General features: G+C 70.5%; 15 protein-coding genes and 2 pseudogenes. 11 read left to right on the top strand and 6 right to left on the bottom strand.

Features of this window, described 5'->3' with window-relative positions:
- Positions 1 to 34: 34 nt before the first annotated feature.
- Positions 35 to 3262, bottom strand: a complete 3228-nt coding sequence (locus tag ACR5MH_RS05250; protein ID WP_431346301.1) for a DivIVA domain-containing protein — start codon at positions 3260 to 3262, stop codon at positions 35 to 37.
- A gap of 184 nt (positions 3263 to 3446) precedes the next feature.
- Here ACR5MH_RS05250 and ACR5MH_RS05245 point away from each other — a divergent pair, with 184 nt between their 5' ends.
- The 3 genes from ACR5MH_RS05245 to ACR5MH_RS05235 all read left to right on the top strand — a co-directional run bounded on the left by ACR5MH_RS05245 (position 3447) and on the right by ACR5MH_RS05235 (position 7229).
- The gene (locus ACR5MH_RS05245) at positions 3447 to 5354 is read left to right on the top strand and encodes a hypothetical protein (protein WP_433862370.1); all 1908 of its coding nucleotides are present in this window, start codon (positions 3447 to 3449) and stop codon (positions 5352 to 5354) included.
- A gap of 39 nt (positions 5355 to 5393) precedes the next feature.
- The gene (locus tag ACR5MH_RS05240; RefSeq protein ID WP_433862369.1) at positions 5394 to 6371 is read left to right on the top strand and encodes a tetratricopeptide repeat protein; all 978 of its coding nucleotides are present in this window, start codon (positions 5394 to 5396) and stop codon (positions 6369 to 6371) included.
- Positions 6372 to 6443: 72 nt separating this feature from the next.
- Positions 6444 to 7229: an SDR family oxidoreductase gene (locus ACR5MH_RS05235; protein ID WP_431346306.1), complete on the top strand. Its 786-nt coding sequence runs from the start codon at positions 6444 to 6446 to the stop codon at positions 7227 to 7229.
- Here the strand turns inward: ACR5MH_RS05235 and glgB are convergent.
- Both glgB and ACR5MH_RS05225 read right to left on the bottom strand, forming a co-directional pair.
- The gene (gene glgB / locus ACR5MH_RS05230; protein ID WP_431346307.1) at positions 7213 to 9420 is read right to left on the bottom strand and encodes a 1,4-alpha-glucan branching protein GlgB; all 2208 of its coding nucleotides are present in this window, start codon (positions 9418 to 9420) and stop codon (positions 7213 to 7215) included. The two genes, ACR5MH_RS05235 and glgB, sit on opposite strands and share 17 nt — an antisense overlap.
- Complete coding sequence (locus ACR5MH_RS05225) at positions 9417 to 11486, bottom strand: alpha-1,4-glucan--maltose-1-phosphate maltosyltransferase (protein WP_433862368.1); 2070 nt, start codon at positions 11484 to 11486, stop codon at positions 9417 to 9419. Before ACR5MH_RS05225 ends, glgB begins: the two co-directional genes overlap by 4 nt.
- A 116-nt stretch (positions 11487 to 11602) precedes the next feature.
- On the opposite strand from ACR5MH_RS05225, the gene ACR5MH_RS05220 reads away from it, so the two are divergent.
- The 6 genes from ACR5MH_RS05220 to glgP all read left to right on the top strand — a co-directional run bounded on the left by ACR5MH_RS05220 (position 11603) and on the right by glgP (position 17242).
- Positions 11603 to 11869, top strand: a complete 267-nt coding sequence (locus ACR5MH_RS05220; RefSeq protein ID WP_431346309.1) for a hypothetical protein — start codon at positions 11603 to 11605, stop codon at positions 11867 to 11869.
- Positions 11870 to 11966: 97 nt separating this feature from the next.
- Positions 11967 to 13136, top strand: coding sequence for a hypothetical protein (locus ACR5MH_RS05215; protein ID WP_433862367.1), 1170 nt, complete (start codon positions 11967 to 11969; stop codon positions 13134 to 13136).
- Positions 13088 to 13570, top strand: a complete 483-nt coding sequence (locus ACR5MH_RS05210) for an alpha/beta hydrolase (protein WP_433862366.1) — start codon at positions 13088 to 13090, stop codon at positions 13568 to 13570. Before ACR5MH_RS05215 ends, ACR5MH_RS05210 begins: the two co-directional genes overlap by 49 nt.
- A 38-nt stretch (positions 13571 to 13608) precedes the next feature.
- Positions 13609 to 14106, top strand: a complete 498-nt coding sequence (locus tag ACR5MH_RS05205) for a hypothetical protein (protein ID WP_431346312.1) — start codon at positions 13609 to 13611, stop codon at positions 14104 to 14106.
- Between the two features lie 41 nt (positions 14107 to 14147).
- Complete coding sequence (locus tag ACR5MH_RS05200; RefSeq protein WP_431346313.1) at positions 14148 to 14606, top strand: hypothetical protein; 459 nt, start codon at positions 14148 to 14150, stop codon at positions 14604 to 14606.
- Positions 14607 to 14674: 68 nt separating this feature from the next.
- On the top strand, positions 14675 to 17242 hold the full coding sequence (gene glgP, locus ACR5MH_RS05195; protein ID WP_431346314.1) for an alpha-glucan family phosphorylase: 2568 nt from the start codon (positions 14675 to 14677) through the stop codon (positions 17240 to 17242).
- 66 nt (positions 17243 to 17308) lie between these two features.
- Here glgP and ybaK read toward each other — a convergent pair whose 3' ends face one another.
- Genes ybaK through ACR5MH_RS05180 form a run of 3 tightly spaced genes read right to left on the bottom strand, consistent with a single transcriptional unit; the run spans position 17309 to position 19895 of the window.
- Positions 17309 to 17797, bottom strand: coding sequence for a Cys-tRNA(Pro) deacylase (ybaK, locus tag ACR5MH_RS05190; RefSeq protein WP_431346315.1), 489 nt, complete (start codon positions 17795 to 17797; stop codon positions 17309 to 17311).
- On the bottom strand, positions 17797 to 19485 hold the full coding sequence (gene glgX / locus ACR5MH_RS05185) for a glycogen debranching protein GlgX (RefSeq protein ID WP_433862365.1): 1689 nt from the start codon (positions 19483 to 19485) through the stop codon (positions 17797 to 17799). The genes ybaK and glgX overlap by 1 nt, the downstream gene beginning before the upstream one ends.
- Complete coding sequence (locus ACR5MH_RS05180; protein WP_433862364.1) at positions 19392 to 19895, bottom strand: hypothetical protein; 504 nt, start codon at positions 19893 to 19895, stop codon at positions 19392 to 19394. The genes glgX and ACR5MH_RS05180 overlap by 94 nt, the downstream gene beginning before the upstream one ends.
- Before the next feature lie 83 nt (positions 19896 to 19978).
- Here ACR5MH_RS05180 and ACR5MH_RS05175 point away from each other — a divergent pair.
- Both ACR5MH_RS05175 and mnmA read left to right on the top strand, forming a co-directional pair.
- Positions 19979 to 21144 (top strand): annotated as a pseudogene (locus tag ACR5MH_RS05175) (cysteine desulfurase family protein).
- 27 nt (positions 21145 to 21171) lie between these two features.
- Positions 21172 to 22253, top strand: a pseudogene (gene mnmA / locus ACR5MH_RS05170) (tRNA 2-thiouridine(34) synthase MnmA).
- Positions 22254 to 22358: the final 105 nt, after the last annotated feature.

The following is a 22358-nucleotide window of genomic DNA, read 5'->3' as shown; positions in this document are numbered from 1 at the left end:
GTCCCCCTCCGGGCCGTCCGCCCGGGAGGCGGACTCAGTCGTCTGCGGAAACCTGATCCGCCTGCTGGAGCATACCCCTCAGGTTCTCGAAGTAACCGGCGACGGCTTCGCGCTCAATCCTAATCTGGGAGAGGCGCTCTTCTGCGTCGGCGACCAGGCGTTGCGTGCGCTCCTCGGCCTCCTCCACCAGGGCGTCGGCGCGCTCCTGCGCCTCCCGGACGATGTCGGCGGCGACCTTCTCGGCTTCCTTGCGGGCCTTCTTGACCGTCTCTCGGGCCTCGGTGTCGAGGGTCTCGGCCTCCGTGCGCGCCTGCGAGGTGCGCTTGACGGCGTCGGCGAGCTGTACGTTGGCCTCGTCCAGGTACTTCTGCGTCTGTGCCACCGCCTCCTGATGCCGGCCGAGGTACTCCTTCTCTGCCTCGTCGCGGCGGGCACGCAGCTCGACGTCGAGGTCGATGCGCGCCTGCTCGATCTCGCGGGTGCGCTTGTCGAGCTCGGCGAGAGTGGAGGTGCGCAGGGCGGTGAGCTCCGCCTCGAGGTCGGCGCGGGCGGTCGCGGCCTCCTGGTCGTAGGCGGCCTGTCGCTCGGCGAGTTCGGCGTCGAGCGCGGTGCTCGCCTCTGCGGCTTCGCGCGCGACCTCGGCGCGGGCCTTCGCGATCTCGGCGTCGAGCGTGACGCGGGCGCGCTCGGTCTCCTCGGCGAGCGTCACCCGGGTCTGATCGGCCTCGCGCTCCAGCTCGAGGCGCTGCTGCTCGCGGTCGTTCTTCAGCTCCTGGGCCGTGCGAGCACGCTGGTCGGCGAGGTCGGCGGCGGTGCGCTTCACGTCCGCGGCGAGCGTGCTGCGGGTCTGCTCGGTCTCGTCGGCGAGGCGGGAGCGGGTCTCCTCGACCTCGGCGGCGAGGGCGGACGTGGTCTGCTCGACCTCGGCGGCCAGCGCGGACTTCGTGGTGGTGACCTCGGTCTCGAGGGCGGACTTGGTCTGCTCGACCTCGGCGGCCAGGTTGGAGGTCGTGGTCGTGACCTCGGTCTCCAGGGCGGACTTGGTCTGCTCGACCTCGGCGGCCAGGGCGGACTTGGTCTGCTCGACCTCGGCGGCCAGCGCGGCCCTCGTCGTGACGACCTGGGTCTCGAGCGTGGAGAGGGTCTGCTCCTTCTCCGCGGCGAGCCGGGCGGCGGTCTGGTCGACGTCGGCGGCGAGCCGGGCGCGGGTGGAGGTCACCTCGGCGGTGAGCGCGCTGCGCTCGGTGGCGAGCTCCTCGGCCAGGGCTGTGCGGGCCTCCCCGACCTCGGCGGCCAGCTCGGCGCGCACGTCGGCGGCCTCGGTCTCCAGCTCACGGCGCTGACGCTCGACGTCGGCGGCCAGCTCCGAGCGCGTGGTCTCGACCTCGTCGGCCAGCTCCGCCCGGGTGGTCTGGACCTCCTCGGCGAGGGCGGACCTGGTGGACTCCACTTCTTCGGCCAGCGCGGACTGGGTGGTCTCGACCTCCTCCGCGAGGGCGGCGCGTGCGGTCTCCACCTCGGCGGCGAGCTCGGCGCGGGTGGTCTCCACCTCCTTGGCGAGGGACGCCTGCGTGGTCTCGACCTCCTTGGCCAGCGCGGTCTTGGTGGAGTCGGCCTCCTTCTTCAGCGCCGAGCGGGTGCTCGTGACCTCCTTGGCGAGGGAGGCCTTGGTGGTTTCGACCTCCTTCGCGAGGGCGGAGCGCGCCGCGTCGGTCTCCTTGGCGACGTCGGCCCGCGTGGTCTCGACCTCGGCGGCGAGGTCGGCCCGGGTGTCCGCGACCTCCGTCGCCAGCTCGGCGGCGGTGCGCTCGCGCAGGGCCGTGACGCGGGCGCGGGTGGTCTCCTCCTCGGCCGCGAGCTCGTTCGCGACCCGTTCCCGGTCGGCGGTGAGCTGGGCGGCGGTCGCCGTGCGGTCGGCTTCGAGGGCGCTGCGGGTCTCGGTGGTCTCGCGCTCGAGGGTCGAGCGGGTCTGCAGGACCTCGTCGGCGAGCTCCTTCTTGGTGCGCTCGACCTCCTCGGCCAGCGCCGAACGGGTGGTGGTCACGTCGGTCTCGAGCGTCGAGCGCGTAGTGGTGACCTCGGTCTCCAGCGCGGCCTTCGTGCTGGTGACCTCGTCGGCGAGCGCGGCCTTCGTGCGCGTCACCTCGTCGGCGAGCTCGGTCTTGGTGCGGGCGACCTCGTCCGCGAGGGCCGAGGTGGTCGTCGTGACCTCGTCGGCAAGGCGGGCCTTGGTCTGCTCGACTTCGGCGGCGAGGGAGCTCCTGGTCTGTTCGACCTCCGCGGCCAGGGAGGTCGTGGTCTGCTCGACGTCGGCGGCGAGCGCCTGACGCCTGGTGGTGTCCTCGTGGTCGAGGTCGGCGCGCGTCTGCGCGGCCCGCGCGGCGAGCGTCGCGCGCTGCTGCTCGACCTCGTCCGCGAGCTCGGCGCGGGCCTGGGCGATCTCGGCGGCGAGGGCTCCGCGCGCCTCCGCCTGCTCGGCGGCCAGGCGGTCGGCGGTCTCGGCCACCCGCTTGTCGAGCTCGAGGCGCGTCTGCGCGGCCTCGCGCTCGAACGCGGCGCGGTCGGCCGCGAGCGCGTTCTCCAGCTCGCCGCGGCGGGCGGCGATGGTCCGGTCGAGCTCGGCTGCCTCGGCGCGCGCCGCCTCCGCCTCGCGCAGGGCGACGGCCTTCAGTTCGGCGGCCTCGCGGTCGGCCTCGGCGCGGAGCGCGGCGGCCTCGCGCTTGCTCGTCGCGCGCAGTTCGGCCGCCTCGGTGGCCACGGCGCCGCGGATGGCGGCGGCCTCCCTGATCGCGTCGTTGAGCAGGGTCTCCTTGTCGGCGCGCGTTCGCGCCAGCAGCTCGGAGGATTCGATCTGGGCGTCCTCGAGGGCGGTCGTCGCGCGGGCCTGGGCGTCGGCCAGGACGCGCTCGGCCTGTTGAGCGGCGGTCCTCTTGATCTTGTCGATCTCGGCGGCGACGCCGGTGCGCAGCTTCTCGGCGTCGATGTCGGCCTGCGCGATGAGCCGGGTGGACTGCTCCTCGGCGACCCGGAGGGTGTTCTCCAGCTTGGTGCCGAGCCCGGAGTACGTCGGGCTGCCGACCTCCTCGATCTCGGCGTTCAGTTCGTCGATGCGGAGCTGGAGGCGCTTGAGCTCCTTGGCCTGGTCGGCCGACTGGGTGTTGGATTTGATCAGCTCGCGGCGGAGGTCTTGGATGGCCTGGTCGACTTCGTCCTTGTCATAGCCGCGAAAGGCCTGGGTGAAGTTGGTTTCGTCGGTGGCCACCGTGTTACTCCTGAGGGGATCGAGTGAGCGAGCCGCGCGCGCGCCGCATCGATCTTACATTTCGAGACCCGTACCCGCATGGGGGACTGCATGAGCGTGCAGACAACGGTTAGATGCCTCTCAGGGTGCTCCATTATCGTGGTGTGACTGTGCCCGCCCCCCGTCCGGCACTGAGGAGTTCTGTTTGCGTTTCGTATTGGCCATCGTCGCGTTCGTGGTCGCTGCCGTCATGATCGTGGCCGGCATCGCCCAGCGCACGATCTTCGCACCTCCGTCGCAGGTGACCGCGGCGGCGACCGTCCCCGCTGACACCCGCTACATCGTGATCGACAGCGCGGTCCTGAACGCCCATCCCGGGCAGCAGACGCTGTCCGTCTCCGGCTCCAAGAACGCCAAGACCCAGGTGGTCGCCTACGGCCGCACCGCCGATGTGAAGGCGTGGCTGGCGGACCAGAAGTATGCGGACATCTCCTACCGCGCGGGCGACAGCGCCGTGACAGTGAAGACCGTGACCCCGAAGTCCGGCCTGACGGGCTCCTCGGGCTCGACCGGCTCGACCGGCGCGGCCTCCACCGCGACGCCGGCCCCGACGGCCACGCCGACGCCTGCGCCTACCGGGTCGACCCCGGCGCAGGCCGCCACCCCCGGCCCCGACCCGGCCGGCTCCGATCTCTGGCTCGACGAGTACGACGGCCAGGATGCCCAGGTGACCAAGATGAACGTCCCCTCCGGTGTCAGCGTCATCGTCGCCGGCGACGGGACCACCCCCGCCCCGAACAAGATCGTTCTGACCTGGCCCGTCGACACCAGCACGCCGTGGGCGTTCCCGCTCATCATCGGCGGTCTCGTGCTCCTGGTGATCGGCATCGCGCTCTACCTGTGGGGGCTCTACACCCACCGCAGGTCGCGCGGCCCACGACGCAAGAGCGGACCCAAGATGCCGAAGCTCCCCAAAGCCCCCAAGTACAAGCCGACCGCGTCCCTCGAGGCGACCCCGCGGGGACGGCGGTCGAGCCGCCGGACGCGCGTGATGGCGCCTGCCCTCCTCGCGGGCGTCCTCGCCCTGACCGGCACCGGAGCGGGCGCCGCCTTCGCCGAGACGTCGACGCCCACCCCGACTCCGACGCCGACCGCGACGACGGGCGCGCCGAACGCGAACAGCAACACCCCGCCGCCCGCCGTGACGGCGCCGCAGCTCGAGCGCATCATCAAGCGGATCTCGGTCGCCGCGGCCAATGCGGACGCCAAGAACGACCCGAACCTGGCGAAGCTGCGCTTCGCCGGACCGGCCCTCCAGCTCCGCACGGCCAACTACGCGATCCGGGTCAAGAAGGCGGACCAGCCGGCGCTTCCCGCCATCCCGGCCGGACCGCTCGAGCTCTCGCTCCCGCAGGCGACCGACAGCTGGCCGCGCACCGTCACGGCCGTCGTGAAGATGCCGAACGACGCCACGGGCAAACCGCAGGCGCCGCTCGCGCTCGCCCTCGTGCAGCAGACGCCGCGCGACAACTACCTGGTGGAGTACGCGATCGCGCTCGAGCCGAACGTCAAGGTGCCGAACCTGGCGCCGGCGAGCATCGGCGCCGCGGTGGTGCCCCCGGACTCCAAGCTTCTGAAGGTCCAGCCCGACCAAGTGGCGGCCGCCTACGGGGACATCCTGCTGAACGGCGAGAAGAGCAAGTGGTACCCCAGCTTCGACCTCACCGACGACAAGCTCGTCGCGCAGGTCGGCGCCTCCTGGAAGCAGCAGGAGCAGGCCAGGCTCGCGCAGCAGTTCGGCCAGACCTCCACGCTCACCTTCGCGGGCAGGGTCGGAGCCGGCCCGGTCATCTCGATGGCGACCAACGACTCCGGCGCCATCGTCTGGGTCAACCCGGAGGAAGTGCAGCTCCACCGTGTGACGGAGGCCGGCGCCCAGGTCATCGCGGGCGCCACGACGGCGGCGCTGAGCGGCGTCGCACAGTCCAACACCGGCATCGAATCGGTGTACGGCTACCAGCTCGCCTTCTACGTGCCCCCGGCGGGCTCGAACGAGAAGGTGCGCCTGCTCGGCTTCGCCCAGGGCCTGGTCTCCGCGCGCGAGGTGCAGTGACCCGCGAACGGCGCCCGGCCGCGCAGTAGGCTTGAGCGCATGAGTCAGCTTCCGCCGAATCCGACCAACCTCCGCGGCGCCGTGGATCTGAGCGGCCTCGTGAACCGGCCGCAGCCCGGGCAGGGCGACGCGGGCGGCGCGGCGCCGGGCGAGCCGGTCGAGCTGCCGAGCCTGTTCTTCCAGGGCACCGACGCGAACTTCAACGACTTCATCGACCTGTCGATGCGCATCCCTGTCGTGGTCGCGCTCACGGCCTCGTGGGCCGACCCGGACCGCGCGCTCGCGACGGTCCTCGACCGCGTCACCACCGACCTCGCGGGCCGGATCGTGCTCGTCCAGGTCGATGTCGACGCGAACCCGCAGCTCGTGCAGGCGTTCCAGGCGCAGTCGGCGCCGGCCGTGGCCGGCATCGTCGCGGGCCGGCCCGTGCAGCTCTTCACCGGAGCGCTCCCGGAGGACCAGGTGCGCGATGTGTTCGCCCAGCTGCTCGAGCTGGCTGCACAGAACGGGGTCACCGGGTCCGCGCAGATCGACGCCGCGGCGGGGGAGACCCCGGGCGCCGACGCCGACGCCGACGCCGACGAGCCCGCGCCGGAGCCGCCGCTGCCCCCGCTGCACGCCGAGGCGTACGACGCGATCGACCGCGGCGACTATCCCGCGGCCATCGCCGCCTACAAGACCGCGATCGCCCAGGATCCGCGCGACCAGATGGCGATCGCCGGGCTCGCGCAGGTGAGCCTGCTGGCGCGCCTGGCCGGCCGGACGCTCGATGAGATCCGCAACGCCGCGGCCGCCGCGCCGGGCGACAGCGACGCCCAGCTCGCCGTGGCCGACCTCGACCTCTCCGGAGGCCACGTCGACGACGCCTTCGACCGGCTGCTGACCCTGTTCCCGACGCTCGACGCGGAGGGCAAGGAGGCCGTGCGCGCGCGCATTCTGGAGTACTTCGAGATCGTCGGCGTGGACGACCCCCGCGTCGGCAAGGCCAGGGCTAGGCTGGCGTCGTTGCTCTACTGACGCGCGCCCTCCCATCCGGCCGGGTCCGACGCACCGAGCGGCTGACATCCCCCTCGCCTGGAAGGCTCGCGCATGTCCCGTGTGCTCATCGTCGGTGGGACCGGTCTCGCCGGTCGCGCCGTCACCGCTGAGGCCGTCGCGCGCGGCCACCAGGTCGTGGTCGCCGCCCGGCGCACGCCCGACGACGACGAGGCCGCGTACGTCGACGGCGCGGCCTATGTGACGGCCGACCTGGTGACGGGGGACGGGCTCGAGGAGGCGGTCGACGGCGTCGACGTGCTCATCGACACGAGCAACGCCGGGGGCCGACGTGCGTCGCACGTGTTCGCGCACGGCTCCCGCAACCTCCTGCACACCGCCGCGCGGTACGGCGTCGGCCGGGCGGTGCTGCTGTCCATCGCGGGCATCGACGGCGCGCGCTACCCGTACTACCGGTCGAAGCTGGTGCAGGAGAGCACTTACCTGGAGTCGCCGCTGGAGGTCCGGATCGTGCGCACCACGCAGTTCCACGACTTCGTCACGTCGGTGTTCGAGCGCGGCCGTCGGTTCGGAACGTTGACGGCGCCCTCAGGGACCCGGTTCCAGCCCATCTCGGTCGCCGACGTCGCGCGCGTCCTGCTGGACGCGGCCGAGGGCGTCGGCGAGCCGGGTTCGACCCGAACAGTGGGCGGCCCGCGGGTGGAGAGCGCGCGAGCGCTCGCCCGGCAGTGGAAGGACGCCACGGGCACGCGGCGACCGATCGTGTCGGTCCGCCTCGCCGGCCCGCTCGGCTCGGCGTGGCGCGCGGGGCGCCACCTCGCGCCGGATCACGCCGTCGACGGCATCGCGTACGCGGCGTGGCTCAAGAACGCGGTCTGAGGAAGAGCGCCCCCAGCGGCGGCAGCGTCAGCACGGCCGAGGCCGGCCGGCCCATCCACGGCTCGTCGTGCGCGGTGACGCCGCCGAAGTTGCCGACGCCGGAGCCGCCGAAGTCCTCGGCGTCCGTGTTGAGGAGCTCCTCCCACTCGCCGGCGAACGGCAGGCCGACCCGGTAGTCGCCGTGCGGGTTGCCCGAGAAGTTCAGCAGCACCGCGATCGGCGAGCCGTCGCGGTCCTTGCGCAGGAACGCGAGGACGTTGCCGGCGGCGTCCGAGCCGTCCAGCCACTCGAAGCCGCCCGGGTCGTTGTCGAGCGCCCAGAACTGCGGGTTGTCGCGGTAGACGGCGTTGAGCTGGGAGACGAGGTTCCAGAGCCCGCGATGGCTCGGCTGGTCGAGCATCCACCAGTCCAGGCCGCGCTCCTCGCTCCACTCGGAGTACTGCCCGAACTCCTGGCCCATGAACAGAAGCTGCTTGCCCGGGTGCGCCCACATGAAGGACAGGAAGGCGCGCACGTTCGCGAGCTGCTGCCAATGGTCGCCGGGCATCTTCCCGATCAGCGAGCCCTTGCCGTGCACGACCTCGTCGTGGCTGATCGGCAGCAGGAAGTTCTCGCTCCACGCGTAGACGAAGGAGAACGTGATCTCGCTGTGGTGGTAGCTGCGCCACATCGGGTTCTCCTGGATGTACTGGAGCGCGTCGTGCATCCAGCCCATGTTCCACTTGAGCCCGAAGCCGAGGCCGCCCGACGAAGTCGGCGCCGTGACGCCGGCGTAGCTCGTGGACTCCTCGGCGATCATCACGGTGCCGGGGTTGCGCTTGTAGGAGGTCGCGGTGACCTCCTGCAGGAAGCCGATCGCCTCCAGGTTCTCGCGGCCGCCGTGGATGTTCGGCTCCCACTCGCCCTCGTTGCGCGAGTAGTCGAGGTAGAGCATCGATGCCACTGCGTCGACGCGGAGTCCGTCGACGTGGAACTCCTCCAGCCAGTACAGCGCGTTCGCGACCAGGAAGTTGCGCACCTGCGAGTTGCCGTAGTCGAAGATGTACGTGCCCCAGTCCTTGTGCTCGCCGCGGCGGGGGTCCGAGTGCTCGTAGAGGGCCTGGCCGTCGAAGCGCGCGAGCGCCCAGTCGTCCTTGGGGAAGTGGCCGGGCACCCAGTCCATGATGACGCCGATGCCGGCCTGGTGCAGCCGGTCGATCAGGTACTTGAGATCGTCGGGCGAGCCGAACCGGCTGGTCGGGGCGTAGTAGCCGGTCACCTGGTAGCCCCACGAGCCTCCGAACGGGTGCTCGGCGAGCGGCAGGAACTCGACGTGCGTGTAGCCGAGTCCGCCCACGTAGTCGATGAGCTGGTCGGCGGCCTCCCGGTAGCCGAGGCCGGGCCGCCAGCTGCCGAAGTGCAGCTCGTAGATGCTCATCGGCCCGGAGTGCGGGTCGGTGGCGGCGCGGTGCGTCATCCACTCGCCGTCCGCCCACTCGTGCCGACTGACCGTGACGACGGATGCCGTGTTCGGCGGGGTCTCGGCGGCCTGCGCCATCGGGTCGATCTTGCGGACCCATTCGCCGTTCGCGCCGAGCAGGTCGAACTTGTAGATGGAGCCTTCGCCGACCCCGGGCACGAACAGCTCCCACACTCCAGAGGCGCCCATGTTGCGCATCGCGTGCAGAGTGCCGTCCCAGCCGTTGAAGTCGCCGACGACGCGGACGGCGCGGGCGTGCGGCGCCCAGACCGTGAAGGAGGTGCCGACGACGCCGCCGAGGTCGCGGACGTGCGCGCCGAGCGCCGTCCAGAGCTGCTCGTGCCTGCCCTCCCGGATGAGGTGGAGGTCGAGTTCGCCGATCGTCGGGAGGAACCGGTACGGGTCGTCCGCGGTCCAGGTGCTGCCGCCGGCGTAGCGCGCCTCCAGCTCGTAGTCGCCGGGGCCGACGATGTCGACTCCCTGCCAGATGCCGTGACCGAGGTGCGCGAGCTGGAGGTGCGCTCCCGTCGGCAGGATGGCGAAGACCGCTTCGGCGAGCGGGCGGAGCGCACGGATGACCGTGATCGGGTCCTCGACGCCGGCGGCGGCGATCTGGTGCTGACCGAGCACGGAGTGCGGGTCGTGGTAGCTGCCGGTCGAGACGGCCCGCAGCACGTCGTCGTCGATGGCGGGCAGGTCGACGGCGGCGGCGCCCTCGGGAATCGGGGTCATCGTGCGGCCTCCAACGGCTTGACGGTCAGGATGTGGACGGGCTCGGTGAACGCGTCGAGACGCACATAGGCGTCGGAGCCCCAGGTCCAGCGCTGGCCGGTGACCAGGTCGCGCACCTCGAACTGGGCGCCCTGCTCGATGCCGAACGCCGTGACGTCGAGGTGGACCATCGTCTCGCGCACCGAGTGCGGGTCGACGTTGGCGACGACGAGCACCGCGTCGGGCTTGCCGCTGCGGGTGAACTCGCCGGCCAGGTACTTCGAGTAGACGAGGATCGAGTCGTCGTCGGTCCGGTGCACGCGCAGGTTGCGGAGCTGGCGGAGCGCCGGATGCTCGCTGCGCGCGCGGTTGAGCATGGTCAGGTACGGCGCGAGCGAGCGGCCCAGCGCCGCGGCCCGCGCGTAGTCGCGCGGTCGGTACTCGTACTTCTCGTTGTCGATGTACTCCTCGGCGCCCGGCCGGGCGACGTTCTCGTACAGCTCGAAGCCGGAGTAGACGCCCCAGGTCGGCGCCGCGGTCGCCGCGATCGCCGCCCGGATCTTGAAGGCGGCCGGACCACCGAACTGCAGGTACTCGGTGAGGATGTCCGGGGTGTTCACGAACAGGTTCGGGCGCAGGAAGTCGGCCGTCTCCGTTGCGAGCCCGGTCAGGAACTCCTCCAGCTCCTCCTTGGTGTTGCGCCAGGTGAAGTACGTGTACGACTGCTGGAAGCCCGCCTTCGCCAGGGTGTGCAGCAGAGCCGGACGGGTGAACGCCTCCGCCAGGAACACCACGTCAGGGTCGGTGGCGTTGACCGTGTGGATCAGCCACTCCCAGAAGTGCAGCGGCTTGGTGTGCGGGTTGTCGACCCGGAAGATCCGCACTCCGAGCGACATCCAGTACCGGACGATGCGCAGCACCTCGGCGCGCAGGCCGTCGTAGTCGTTGTCGAAGTTGATCGGGTAGATGTCCTGGTACTTCTTCGGCGGGTTCTCGGCGTACGCGATCGTCCCGTCCGGAAGCGTGGTGAACCACTCGGGATGCGTCGTGACCCAGGGGTGGTCGGGGGCGGCCTGCAGGGCGAGGTCGAGGGCGATCTCCAGCCCGGCCTGCTTGGCCTTGCCGAGGAAGAAGACGAAGTCCTTCTCCGTCCCCAGGTCCGGGTGGATGGCGTCGTGGCCGCCCTCCGGCCCGCCGATCGCCCACGGAGAGCCCGGGTCGTTCGGTCCGGCGTCCAGACTGTTGTTCGGCCCCTTGCGGAAGGTGCGGCCGATCGGGTGGATGGGCGGCAGGTAGACCACATCGAAGCCCATCGCGGCGACCTCGGGGAGCCGCTTGGCGGCGGTGCGGAAGGTCCCGGACTGCCAGGAGCCGTCCGGCAGGCGCTTGGCGCCCTCGGAGCGCGGGAAGAACTCGTACCAGCTCCCGACCCCGGCTCTGGTGCGCTCCACCAGGATGGCGCGCGTGGGCGAGAGGGACGGCAGGGCGACCACGGGCCGCTCGGTGAGGATCCGCCGGATCCGGTCGTCGACCGCCGCCTGGAAGCGTTCGTCGACGCCGCGCTCGGAGTCGCCGACGACCCGGGCGGCCTCGGACAGGTGGCGGCGCTCTGCGGTGCTGCGGCGCTTGTCGGTCGCGGCCTTCTCCAGCAGCTCGCGTCCCATCGTCAGCATCAACTCGACGTCTACGCCGGCCGGCACCTTGACCTCTGCGTTGTGCCGCCACGTCGCGTACTCGTCCGCGTAGGCCTGGACGCGGTAGCGCCAGAGGCCCTCCTCCTCGAGCTGGACCTCCACGCCCCAGCGGTCGGTGCCGGGGGCGAGCGGCCGCATGTGGTGCTCGACCTGGTTGCCCGACGGGTCGAGCAGGATCAGGTCGACGCCGATCCGGTCGTGGCCCTCGCGGAAGGCTGTCGCCCGGAACGGGACGACCTCGCCGCTGAACGCGGACGCGGCCCAGTGGCCCTCGTCCACCTGGGGCGAGAGTCCCAGGATGGGGAGCCGGGGGAGGAGGGGGTCGTATTCGACGGCTGCCGGCGCCTCCGGTGCTGCGGCGGCTGATGTTTTGGTCGCTGCGCTCTTTGCCACATGCCGACCGTACACTCATTCGCCCGCAGCGGACGGGCGGACTTTCGACGACATCGCGTGAGATATAAGGGAAGAGTGTGGGATGAAAGATACGCGGTCGCCGAGGCGGAGTGCGCATGAAGGTCTCTTCCAGCCTCGGTGCCGCACAAGCCGCGGTCTCGGGATTCACCGAGCTCCACGGTGACCCGCCCGGGCAGCACGTGGTCATTGACTCGAGCAACGTCTCCGGAATGTTGGACGGCGCGAGGGTCGCGAACGAAACGCTCAGGAACGTCACGGAGCTGATTTCCGGGGTGAAAAGCGAGGCTGCCAAGGTTACGGCGCTCGCGGCAGAGATCGAAGCACGCGATGACCGGGACGCGGCCAGCTGGGGCGGAATGTGATGAACGGCCTCGGCGAGTGCGAGCGCGCGTACGGGCAGCGTGACGATGGGGGCTGCGCAGCATGGGGTTGAGCTATGACTCGCGTGACTCCGACAGGTTGAAGGCGGGGCTGTCGACGAACCTCACTGCTGCGTTGTCCATGCTCGATGAGTCTCGAAGTGCGAGCCGTGGTCTGTTGGCAGCGCTGGGGACGGGCGAACTGTCCGGGCACGGCTACTCCGCGGTCGATGCGTTGTTCGCACAGGTCATCACGCCCGCGCTCTCCGACACCAGAACCGAGGTCGAGTCGATCCAGCGCGATCTCGACACCTACACGCGGGCGGACGCGAAGGTCAGCCAGTTCGGCGTGCTGAAAGAGGACGAGCTGAACACGCAGCTCGCGGCGACTCGGAGCCAGCGTGACGCGACGGAGCGCATCATCGACCTGAACACCGCTGTGGCGAGTGCGGTGTCCACGGTGCCGATGTTCGGCGAAGCGCTGCGTGCGCTGAACTTTCAGCTCGAGTTGGTGCTTGCCCACCTGGAGAAGCAGCTCCGCGAGCTGGAGGACATGCTGCGGGCGTTGAAGGAGTTCGACGCGGCAACCCGAGGGCTCTTCCGAACGGGCGCGCCTGCCCGCACGGTCGCGTCGACCGTTACCGCCTCCGCCGCGAAGCCCGATCCGCGGAGAACGTGGACCGCCTCCGAGCTGATGAACCTCCTTGCGCTGCTCAGCCCGGCCGAGGTGGAACGGATCCTGAACAGCAACCCGGACCTGATCCAAGCATTCTGGGACACTCCGCCTCCGGCGGAAGCAGTGGCGAGCTGGTGGAAGACCCTCAGCCCCGAACAGCGGGAGAAGTGGTGCCAGGCCGCGCCGTCGATCGTCGGGAATCTGCCCGGGCTGGACGCCGACACCCGCATCCACGCCAACATGATCCAGTTCCAGCGGGATCTGTACGACCCCAGCATCGACCCGAATTCTCCGCGCGGGATCGTCATTCAGGACATCCTCGCCGCGCTCAAGGTGGGTGGGATCTCCGGGCCTGGGCTGGATTACGAAAGGCTGGCGAAGGAGCAGCTGCCGCCCCGCGGGTTGCTGGCCTACTACTCGACGCACGTGCCGCCCCTGGCAGCGGTCGCGATCGGGGACACCAGCGCGGAGAAGTCGGGCAAGGTGACGTGGATGGTTCCCGGGATGAACAGCGGGCTGGGCAATGAGCGTGACACTCTCTCCGGGTGGACCAACGTCATTCGTATGGGACCACTGTCGTCACCAAGGCGGTGAGCGCCGGCGGAGGTCTGTCGCACAACGTGCAGTCGGTGGTGCTGCTGGCTTCAGCCGGGGTTGAGAAGGATAGTCCGACCGCGGATTCACTGCGAGTGGATGGGGGTGCGGGGCAGGTATACGCGTCGCAGTCCTCGCAGGACCAGGTCGCGGACTGGGGGCGCGTCGGATCCGGGCGGCGTGATCCGCGGGACGAGTCATTCGGTGCGAATGTGTTCTCGTCCGAAGGTGACGCCGCCCATCGGTTGAAGCCGACCGATGGGCATGACGTTCTCGGTTACGGATCTGACCGTGGTGGGTTCTTCTCCCGGCATGCGACGGCTGGACAGGGGTATCTCAACATGCACACGGAAGCCATCAACAACACCGCCGCCGCCGCGCCGAGGTTGGGCGGCAATATCAACCGTGGCACCCGTTTGGGGAAAGGCTGGTGACATCCATTCGTCGAACCATTGCGGCGACAGCCGTAGCAATGCTGGCGCTCGCCGTGACCGGATGTGCGTTTTATGGAGGAACAATGAACGATTTCGGTGGCGCTGTCGTTCCACCTGCCGAGTTCTCGACCAAGACTGACATCCAGACGTTGGATGAGGCCTTGGCCCATGCGGACGACCTGGTTCAACTACTGGGCTGCGAGTGGCTCAACGCTGGTGTGCCGCCCGGCGTGTTCGATCCCACCGACCGGTCGGGATGGTCCTCTGGGCCGTGTGGGGCTCACAACACCAACCAGTACTCGATCTTTCTTCATCAGGGTGCCCCGGTCGCGGACCCGACGGCGAAGATCGAGCAGGTTCGAGACCATTGGGAGAAACTCGGTTATCGGGTCCGCCAGATCGGGCCGACCGACACCAGCAACACGATGTTCACCGCAATATTCGTTGATCTGGCCTACGGCGCAGGTCTCGGGTTCAACGCCAGCACAACAGGGATGGGCATCTCAACGGAAGGCGAATGCATCATCAAGCAGTAGCACCGGGTCGTGCACGCCGAGAGACGGAATGGGCAAGCCAGATGACACGATTCCGCCGCACCGCCGCTGCGATCGTCGCGACCATGCTGGCGTTCGCCCTAGCCGGGTGTGCGCCGGTAGGCGGAACCAACGATTTCGGTGGCGCTGTCGCCCCACCTGCGGAGTTCTCGAGTAAGACGGATAGGCAAACTCTGGATAAGGCTCTCGCTCATACGGATGACCTTGTCCAATTCCTCGGCGGAGAATGGCTCGATAGCCACGATCGCCCGTTTGTTATCACCAACAACGTCAGATGGTCCTCCGGGCCGTGTGGAGCGCGCAACTCCAACCAGTACTCGGGTCTCGGTTACCGGGTCCGGCAAATCGGGCCGACCGCAGCCGACCAGGAGAAGTTCACCGAAATCGTTGTTGATCTGCCCTTCGGTGCTGGCCTGATTTTCAACGCCAGCACCACAGGGATGGGCATCTCGGCGGAAGGCGAATGCATCATCGAGCAGTAGCGCCGTCACGAACGCTCGATCTCAACGGTATCGACCGCCCGTAACATCGCACCACTAAGGTGGGCCGAGTGAAGGCCATCCGTAGATTCACCGTCCGCGCAGTCCTCCCCGACACCCTCTCCGCTCTGGAGGAGATCGCCGGCAACCTCCGTTGGTCGTGGCACGAGCCGACCAAGGAGCTGTTCGCCCGCATCTCGCCGGAGCTCTGGCAGGAGGTCGAGCACGATCCGATCGCGCTGCTGGGTTCCGTCGAGCCGGCGCGGCTCGCGGAGCTCGCCGCCGACCAGGGATACGTCGACTGGGCGAACCACGTCCGCGACGAGCTGCGCGCCTACATCCACGAACCGCGCTGGTACCAGTCGCTCGACGGCTCGGCGCCGAAGTCCATCGCCTACTTCTCGCCCGAGTTCGGGATCGCGTCGACGCTGCCGCAGTACTCCGGCGGCCTCGGCATCCTCGCCGGAGACCACCTCAAGGCCGCGAGCGACCTGGGCGCTCCGTTGGTCGCGGTCGGCCTGTTCTACCGTTCCGGCTACTTCGCGCAGGCGATCACGCCGGACGGCTGGCAGGTCGAGAGCTACCCGGCGCTCGACCCCGACGGGCTCCCGCTGAGCGTCCTCCGCGACCCGGACGGCGCGCCGGTGCAGATCACGCTCGCGCTCCCGTCCGGCGAGCTGCGCGCCCGGGTCTGGCAGGCGGCGGTCGGCCGGGTGACCCTGCTGCTGCTGGACACGGACATCCCCGAGAACGACGAGAGTCTGCGCTCGGTCACCGACCGGCTCTACGGGGGCGGCGGCGAGCACCGACTGCTGCAGGAGCTGCTGCTCGGCATCGGCGGCGTGCGCGCGGTGAAGGCGTGGACCGAGCTCACCGGCTCGCCCGAGGCGGAGGTGTTCCACACCAACGAGGGGCATGCCGGCTTCCTCGGGCTGGAGCGGATCTCCGACCTGATCGGCGAGGGGCTGACCTTCGACCAGGCCCTCGAGGTGGTGCGCGCCGGCACGGTGTTCACCACGCACACGCCCGTCCCTGCCGGCATCGACCGGTTCGACCGGCCGCTGGTCGAGCGCTACTTCTCCACGTCCCTGCTCCCCGGCGTCGAACCGGCCCAGGTGCTCGCGCTCGGCGCGGAGGACTACCCGGGCGGCTCGGACGCGGTGTTCAACATGGCGGTGATGGGCCTGCGCCTCGGCCAGCACGCCAACGGCGTCTCCCGCCTGCACGGCGAGGTCAGCCGGCAGATGTTCGGCGGCCTGTTCCCCGGGTTCGACAGCACGGAGGTGCCGATCGACTCGGTGACCAACGGCGTCCACGCGCCGACCTGGACCGACCCGATGCTGCGCTCCCTCGCGTTGGAGCGGCTCGGCACCGACGACACCACCCACGCCGACTGGGGCAACGCCGGCGCGGTCAGCGACCTGGACCTGTGGAGCGTGCGCACCCGGATGCGCGAGCAGCTCGTCCGGGACGCCCGGCACCGCGTCGCCGCCGCCTGGGAGGCGCAGAACCCGGGCGGGATCCCGCCGGTCTGGATCAGCGACCTCCTCGACCCGAACGTGCTCACCATCGGCTTCGCCCGCCGTGTGCCGACCTACAAGCGCCTCACGCTGATGCTGCACGACCCCCAGCGGCTGAAGAACATCCTGCTGCACCCCGAGCGCCCGGTGCAGTTCGTGATCGCGGGCAAGTCGCACCCCGCCGACGACGAAGGCAAGCGCCTCATCCAGAAACTCGTGCAGTTCGCCTCCGAGCCGGAGATCCGCTCCCGGATGGTGTTCCTGCCGGACTACGACATCGGGATGGCGCAGCTGCTCTACCCGGGCACCGACGTCTGGCTGAACAACCCGTTGCGGCCGCTGGAGGCCTGCGGCACCTCCGGTATGAAGGCGGCGCTCAATGGGGCGCTGAACCTGTCCATCCTGGACGGCTGGTGGAACGAGTTCTACGACGGCGAGAACGGCTGGGCGATCCCGTCCGCGGACGCCGCCGGCGACGGGGCCGAGCGCGACGCGCTGGAGGCCGAGGCGATGTACGACCTGATCGAGCACCAGATCGCGCCGCGGTTCTACGACCGCGACAGCGACGGCGTGCCCGAGGCCTGGGTCGGCAGGATCCGGCACACGCTCGCCACGCTGTCCGCCCCGCTGAGCGCCGAGCGGATGGTGCGCGAGTACGTGGAGCGGCTCTACATGCCCGCCGCCGCCAACGAGAAGCGGCTGAGCGCCGACGACTACCGAGACGCGCGCGAGCTCGCCGCCTGGAAGGGCCGCGTGCGATCGGCGTGGCCCGGCGTGAATGTGGCCCACGTCGACGCGGGAGGCCTCGACGCCGTGCCGCAGGTGGGCGACCAGCTCCGGGTGCGCGCGCTCGTGCACCTGAACGGCCTGCGCCCGGAGGACGTGGAGGTGCAGCTGGTCTACGGCCGCAGCTACGACGGCGAGGACCTGACCGCGGTGCGCTACGAGCGACTGACACTCGCCAACGGCGTCCCGGGCGCCGACCCGTCGGTCGCGCACGAGTACTCGGGCGGCGTGACGCTGACCTGGGCGGGTTCCTTCGGCTACACCGTGCGCGTCGTCCCGGTCAACGATCTGCTGCTGTCGCCCGCCGAGCTCGGCCTCGTCGCGGCCGCCTGAGCATCGAGCTGGCAGGACCCGCCGCCTCGGACCGCCGAGACGGCGTGTCCTGCCAGGTCGTTTCGGTTACTTGGCGATCGCCGCGAAGCTCGCGTCGGTCGCGGCCGCGAGGTCGGCGGGCGCGAGCTCGAGGTCGAGGCCGCGCCGGCCGCCCGACACGAACACCGTGTCGAAGAGCTGAGCGGTCTCGTCCACGACGGTGGCATGCCGGGTCTTCTGGCCGACGGGGGAGATGCCGCCCACCACATAGCCGGTGCGCCGCTCGGCGACCGCAGGGTCGGCCATGACCGCACGCTTCGCGCCGACCGCCGCGGCGAGCGCCTTGAGGTCGAGCATCCCGGACACCGGCACGACGCCGACCACGAGACCGAGCTCGGTGTCGGCCAGCAGCGTCTTGAACACCCGGTCGGGCTCCACGCCCAGCGCGTCGGCGGCCTCCAGACCGTACGACGGCGCTGCGGGGTCGTGCTCGTAGGCGTGCACCGCGAACGGGATGGCGGCGGCGCCGAGCGCGACCGTCGCGGGCGTGGCCGCCGAGGCCGGACGCTTCGCCATCAGGCGGCGCTCGTCGTCGTCTCGACGCGCGGCCCGTTCGCCCGGTAGAGCTGCATCGACGTGCCGCCCACCAGGCGCGTGCTGCCCGGCGCGAGCTCGACGCCGTCCTCCAGGATCGGCACCTCGGTCGCGCTGTCCCAGAGGAGCTGGTACGACTCCACGCCCGGTGCGACCGGGAGGGAGACCTCCACATCGTCCTCCACGCCGTGCACGACGAGGAGAACGCGGTTGAACTCCTCCTTGTCGGGCGTGGAGGCAGCCAGGTACTGCAGGGTGCGGTTCTCCGGGGAGTTCCAGTCCTCGTCGTCCATGAGGGCTCCGGTGGCGTCGTACCAGTCCATGTGGCTGGCGTTGGGCGTGGTCTGGCCATAGACGGCGAACCGGCTCGGGCGCAGCGCCGGGTTGTCGCGACGCAGCTCCAGCAGCCGGCGGGTGGTGTCGAGCATCTCGCGCTGCTCCCGGGTGCGCAGCCAGCTCATCCAGGTGAGCTCGCTGTCCTGGCAGTAGGCGTTGTTGTTGCCGCGCTGACTGCGGCCGAACTCGTCTCCCGCCGTGATCATCGGCACGCCGGCCGAGAGCAGCAGCGTGCCCATCAGGTTGCGCATCGTCTTGTGCCGGTCGAGCAGCACGCGCTCGTCCAGCGTCGGGCCCTCCGTGCCGTGATTGAACGAGCGGTTGTTGTCGGTTCCGTCGCGGTTGTTCTCGCCGTTGCCGAGGTTGTGCTTGACGTCGTAGGCGGTGAGATCGGCCATCGTGAAGCCGTCGTGCGCTGTGACGAAATTGATGGAGGCCAGCGGGCCGCGCTCGGGCGAGAACGTGTTCGACGAGCCCGCGAGGCGGGTGGCGAAGCCGCCGATGCCGATCGGGGCCTGGCCGTTGCGCCGGGCCTCGGCGATATCGGCCAGCCAGAAGTTGCGGACCCGGTCGCGGTAGCGGTCGTTCCACTCCGACCAGCCGTCCCTGCCGTCCGTACCGCCGGGGAAGTTGCCGGTCTGCCAGCCGCCGATGCCGACATCCCACGGCTCGGCGATGAGCTTGACGTCGGAGAGCGCCGGGTCGCTCAGCATGTCGTTGATGAGCGGATGGTCGCGGCTGTAGGAGGCGTCCTCCCCGCGGCCCAGCGTGACGGCGAGGTCGAACCGGAAGCCGTCGATCTGGACCTCCTGCGCCCAGTAGCGCAGAGAGTCGAGCACCAGGCGCTGCGGGACGGGATGCCCGAAGTTCACGGTGTTGCCGACGCCGGTGACGTCGATGTACACGCCGTTCGCATCCTGCCGGTAGTAGGTGGCGTTGTCGATGCCGCGCAGGCTGGTCCGCGGGCCGCCGATGCCCTCCTCGGCGGTGTGGTTGTAGACCACGTCGAGAATCACCTCGATGCCCGCCTCGTGGAGCAGCTTCACCATCCCCTTGAACTCCACGAGCACAGCCTCCGGGCCTGCGGCCTGGGCGGCGCGGGTGGCGTAGGGGGCGTGCGGGCTGAAGAAGTTGAGGGTGTTGTAGCCCCAGTAGTTGGTCAGGCCTTCGCGGATGAGGCGCTGCTCGGAGGTGAAGGCGTGCACCGGGAGCAACTCGACGGCGGTGACGCCGAGGTGCTTCAGATAGCCGATCGTGGACTCGTGCGCGAGGCCCGCGTAGGTGCCGCGCAGCTCCTCCGGCACGTCCGGGTTCTGCCGGCTGATGCCGCGCACGTGCGCCTCGTAGACGACGGTGTGATCCAGTGGGGTGCCGGGCTTGCGGGAGTCCCCCAGTCGAAGCCGTCGGACACGACGGTCGAGCGCCACTCCTCGGGACCGACGCGGGTCAGGCCCTTGGCGTACGGGTCCATCAGCAGCGACTCGGGGTTGAACATGTTCTGCGGGCCTGGCGGGCCGGACACCGTGATCGCGTACAGGCTGCCGACGTGGAGGCTGCGGGACCGGCCGGTCCAGACGTTGTCGGCGTCGCGGTGCATCTCGACCGACTTCACCCGCCAGTCCGGATCCTTCGGGTCGAACAGGCAGAACTGCATCGCGTCGGCGTTCTCGGAGTAGACCCGAAGCTCACCGCCGTGCGGACCGATGCGTACACCCAGGTTGCGCAGAGGATCGGTGGACGTCATGCGATCTAGAGTAGTGACCACACCGCGCCACACCGGAGGAGGCCTCGGTGCCCGTTTACCTCGATCACGCCGCCACCACCCCGATGCGTCCGGAGGCGATCGCCGCCTTCACGGATGCGCTCGGGCTCGTCGGCAACCCGTCGAGCATCCACAGCCAGGGCCAGCAGGCCAAGCGGATGCTCGAGGAGGCCCGCGAGGCGGTCGCGTCGACGCTGGGCTGCGACCCGATCGAGGTGGTCTTCACCTCGGGCGGCACGGAGGCGATCAACCTCGCGATCAAGGGGATGTACTGGGCCCGGGGAGGCGCGGCGCGCCCCGCATCCTGGTGCCGGGCGGCGAGCACCACGCGACGGTCGACGCGGTGGAGTGGCTGGAGCGCGCGGAGGGGGCGCACGCGGAGTGGCTGCCGCTCGATGCCGAGGGACGGATCCTGCCGAGCGTCGTCGCCGACGCGCTGGCCTCCCCGTCGGACGCGGCGCTGCTGACCTTTCTGGCCGTCAACAACGAGGTCGGGACGATCCAGCCGGTCGCCGACCTCGCCGCCCTCGCGCGGGAGGCCGGGGTGCCTGTCCACGTCGACGCCGTCGCGGCGTACGGGCACCTGCCGCTGTCTTTCGCCGCCCTGGGGGCGGACGCTCTCAGCGTCTCGGCGCACAAGATCGGGGGACCGGTCGGGATCGGCGCGCTCATCCTCGGACGGCGCTCGGCGGTGGTGCCGCTCATCCACGGCGGCGGCCAGCAGCGCCAGGTGCGCAGCGGCACGCAGGACGTGGCGGCTGCCGTCGCGTTCGCGGCGGCGGCGCTCGCCGCGGAGGCCGAGCGGGTGGACGAGGCGCGCCGGCTCGCCGGGCTGCGCGACCGGCTGATCCGGGGCGCGCGGGAGGCCGTGCCCACGGCTGTGCTGAGCGGGCCGGAGCCGGTGGACGGCGAGCGCGTGGCCGCGAACGTCCACTTCGTCTTCCCGGGGGCGCAAGGGGACTCCCTGCTGTTCCTCCTCGACCTCGCCGGGCTCTCCGTCTCCACCGGCGCGGCCTGCACGGCGGGCATCCCCGAGCCGTCCCACGTGCTGTTCGCGATGGGCCGGAGCGAGCAGGAGGCCCGCAGCGCGCTGCGCTTCACGCTCGGGCGGACCTCCACCAAGGCCGACGTGGACGCGCTGCTCGCGGCCTTGCCGGGAGCGTACGCGCAGGCGGCGCGGGCCGGCCTGGCCGAACGGACACCCGGGAGCCGCTCAGCCGCCACAGCGTAGACTCTCCGGGTGCGAGTTCTGGCAGCGATGAGCGGTGGCGTCGATTCCGCCGTGGCCGCCGCGCGCGCCGTGGAGGCCGGCCACGACGTCGTCGGGGTGCATCTGGCGCTCAGCCGGATGCCGGGGACACTCCGCACCGGCAGCCGCGGCTGCTGCACCATCGAGGACTCGATGGACGCGCAGCGTGCGGCGAACATCATCGGCATCCCGTACTACGTCTGGGACTTCTCCGAGCGGTTCAAGCTCGACGTCGTGGACGACTTCATCGCCGAGTACTCGGCGGGCCGCACCCCAACCCGTGCATGCGCTGCAACGAGCGCATCAAGTTCGCCGCGCTGCTCGAGAAGGCGCTCGACCTCGGCTTCGACGCCGTCTGCACCGGGCACTACGCCAGCATCCTGACCGACGACGACGGCAACCGCGAGCTGCACCGCGCGAGCGCGTGGGCCAAGGACCAGTCGTACGTGCTCGGCGTGCTCACCGCCGACCAGCTCGCGCACGCGATGTTCCCGCTCGGCGCCACGCCCTCCAAGGCGGAGGTGCGTGCGGAGGCCGCCGCCCGGGGGCTGAGTGTGGCGAACAAGCCGGATTCGCACGACATCTGCTTCATCCCCGACGGCGACACCCGCGGCTGGCTGGCCGAGCACGTCGGCGCGGCGGAGGGCGACATCCTCGACCGCGAGGGCAACCGGCTCGGCTCTCACGAGGGCGCGCACGCGTACACGGTCGGCCAGCGCAAGGGCCTCAACATCGGCTACCCGTCGCCGGACGGCCGCCCGCGCTTCGTGCTGGAGGTCCGGCCGAAGGACAACACGGTGGTCGTCGGCCCGAAGGAGGCGCTCGACATCGCCGAGATCGCGGGCTCGCGCTTCACCTGGGCCGGTCCGGCCCCCGCGGCGCCGGAGACCCCGTTCGCGTGCGACGTCCAGATCCGCGCCCACGCCGACCCCGTGCCCGCCGTGGCCCAGCTCCGCGACGGCGAGCTCGTCGTCCGCCCGGACGAGCCGCTGAACGGCGTCGCCCCCGGCCAGACCGCCGTCGTCTACATCGGAACCCGGGTCCTCGGCCAGACCACGATCGACCGCACCGTCTCCGCCGTCCCCGCCTGACCCGCCTGACGGTCGGTAACGGAGGACATCCGGCCGCGCCTCCGGCGTGTCGGCAGCTACCGGAGGACATCCGCCCGGATCTGGCCACGATCTCCTCCGTTCGCC

The sequence above is a fragment of the Streptomyces sp. L7 genome (assembly GCF_050990935.1).
GTDB lineage: Bacteria > Actinomycetota > Actinomycetes > Actinomycetales > Microbacteriaceae > Leifsonia.
This window is presented reverse-complemented; position numbering and strand designations above follow the sequence as displayed.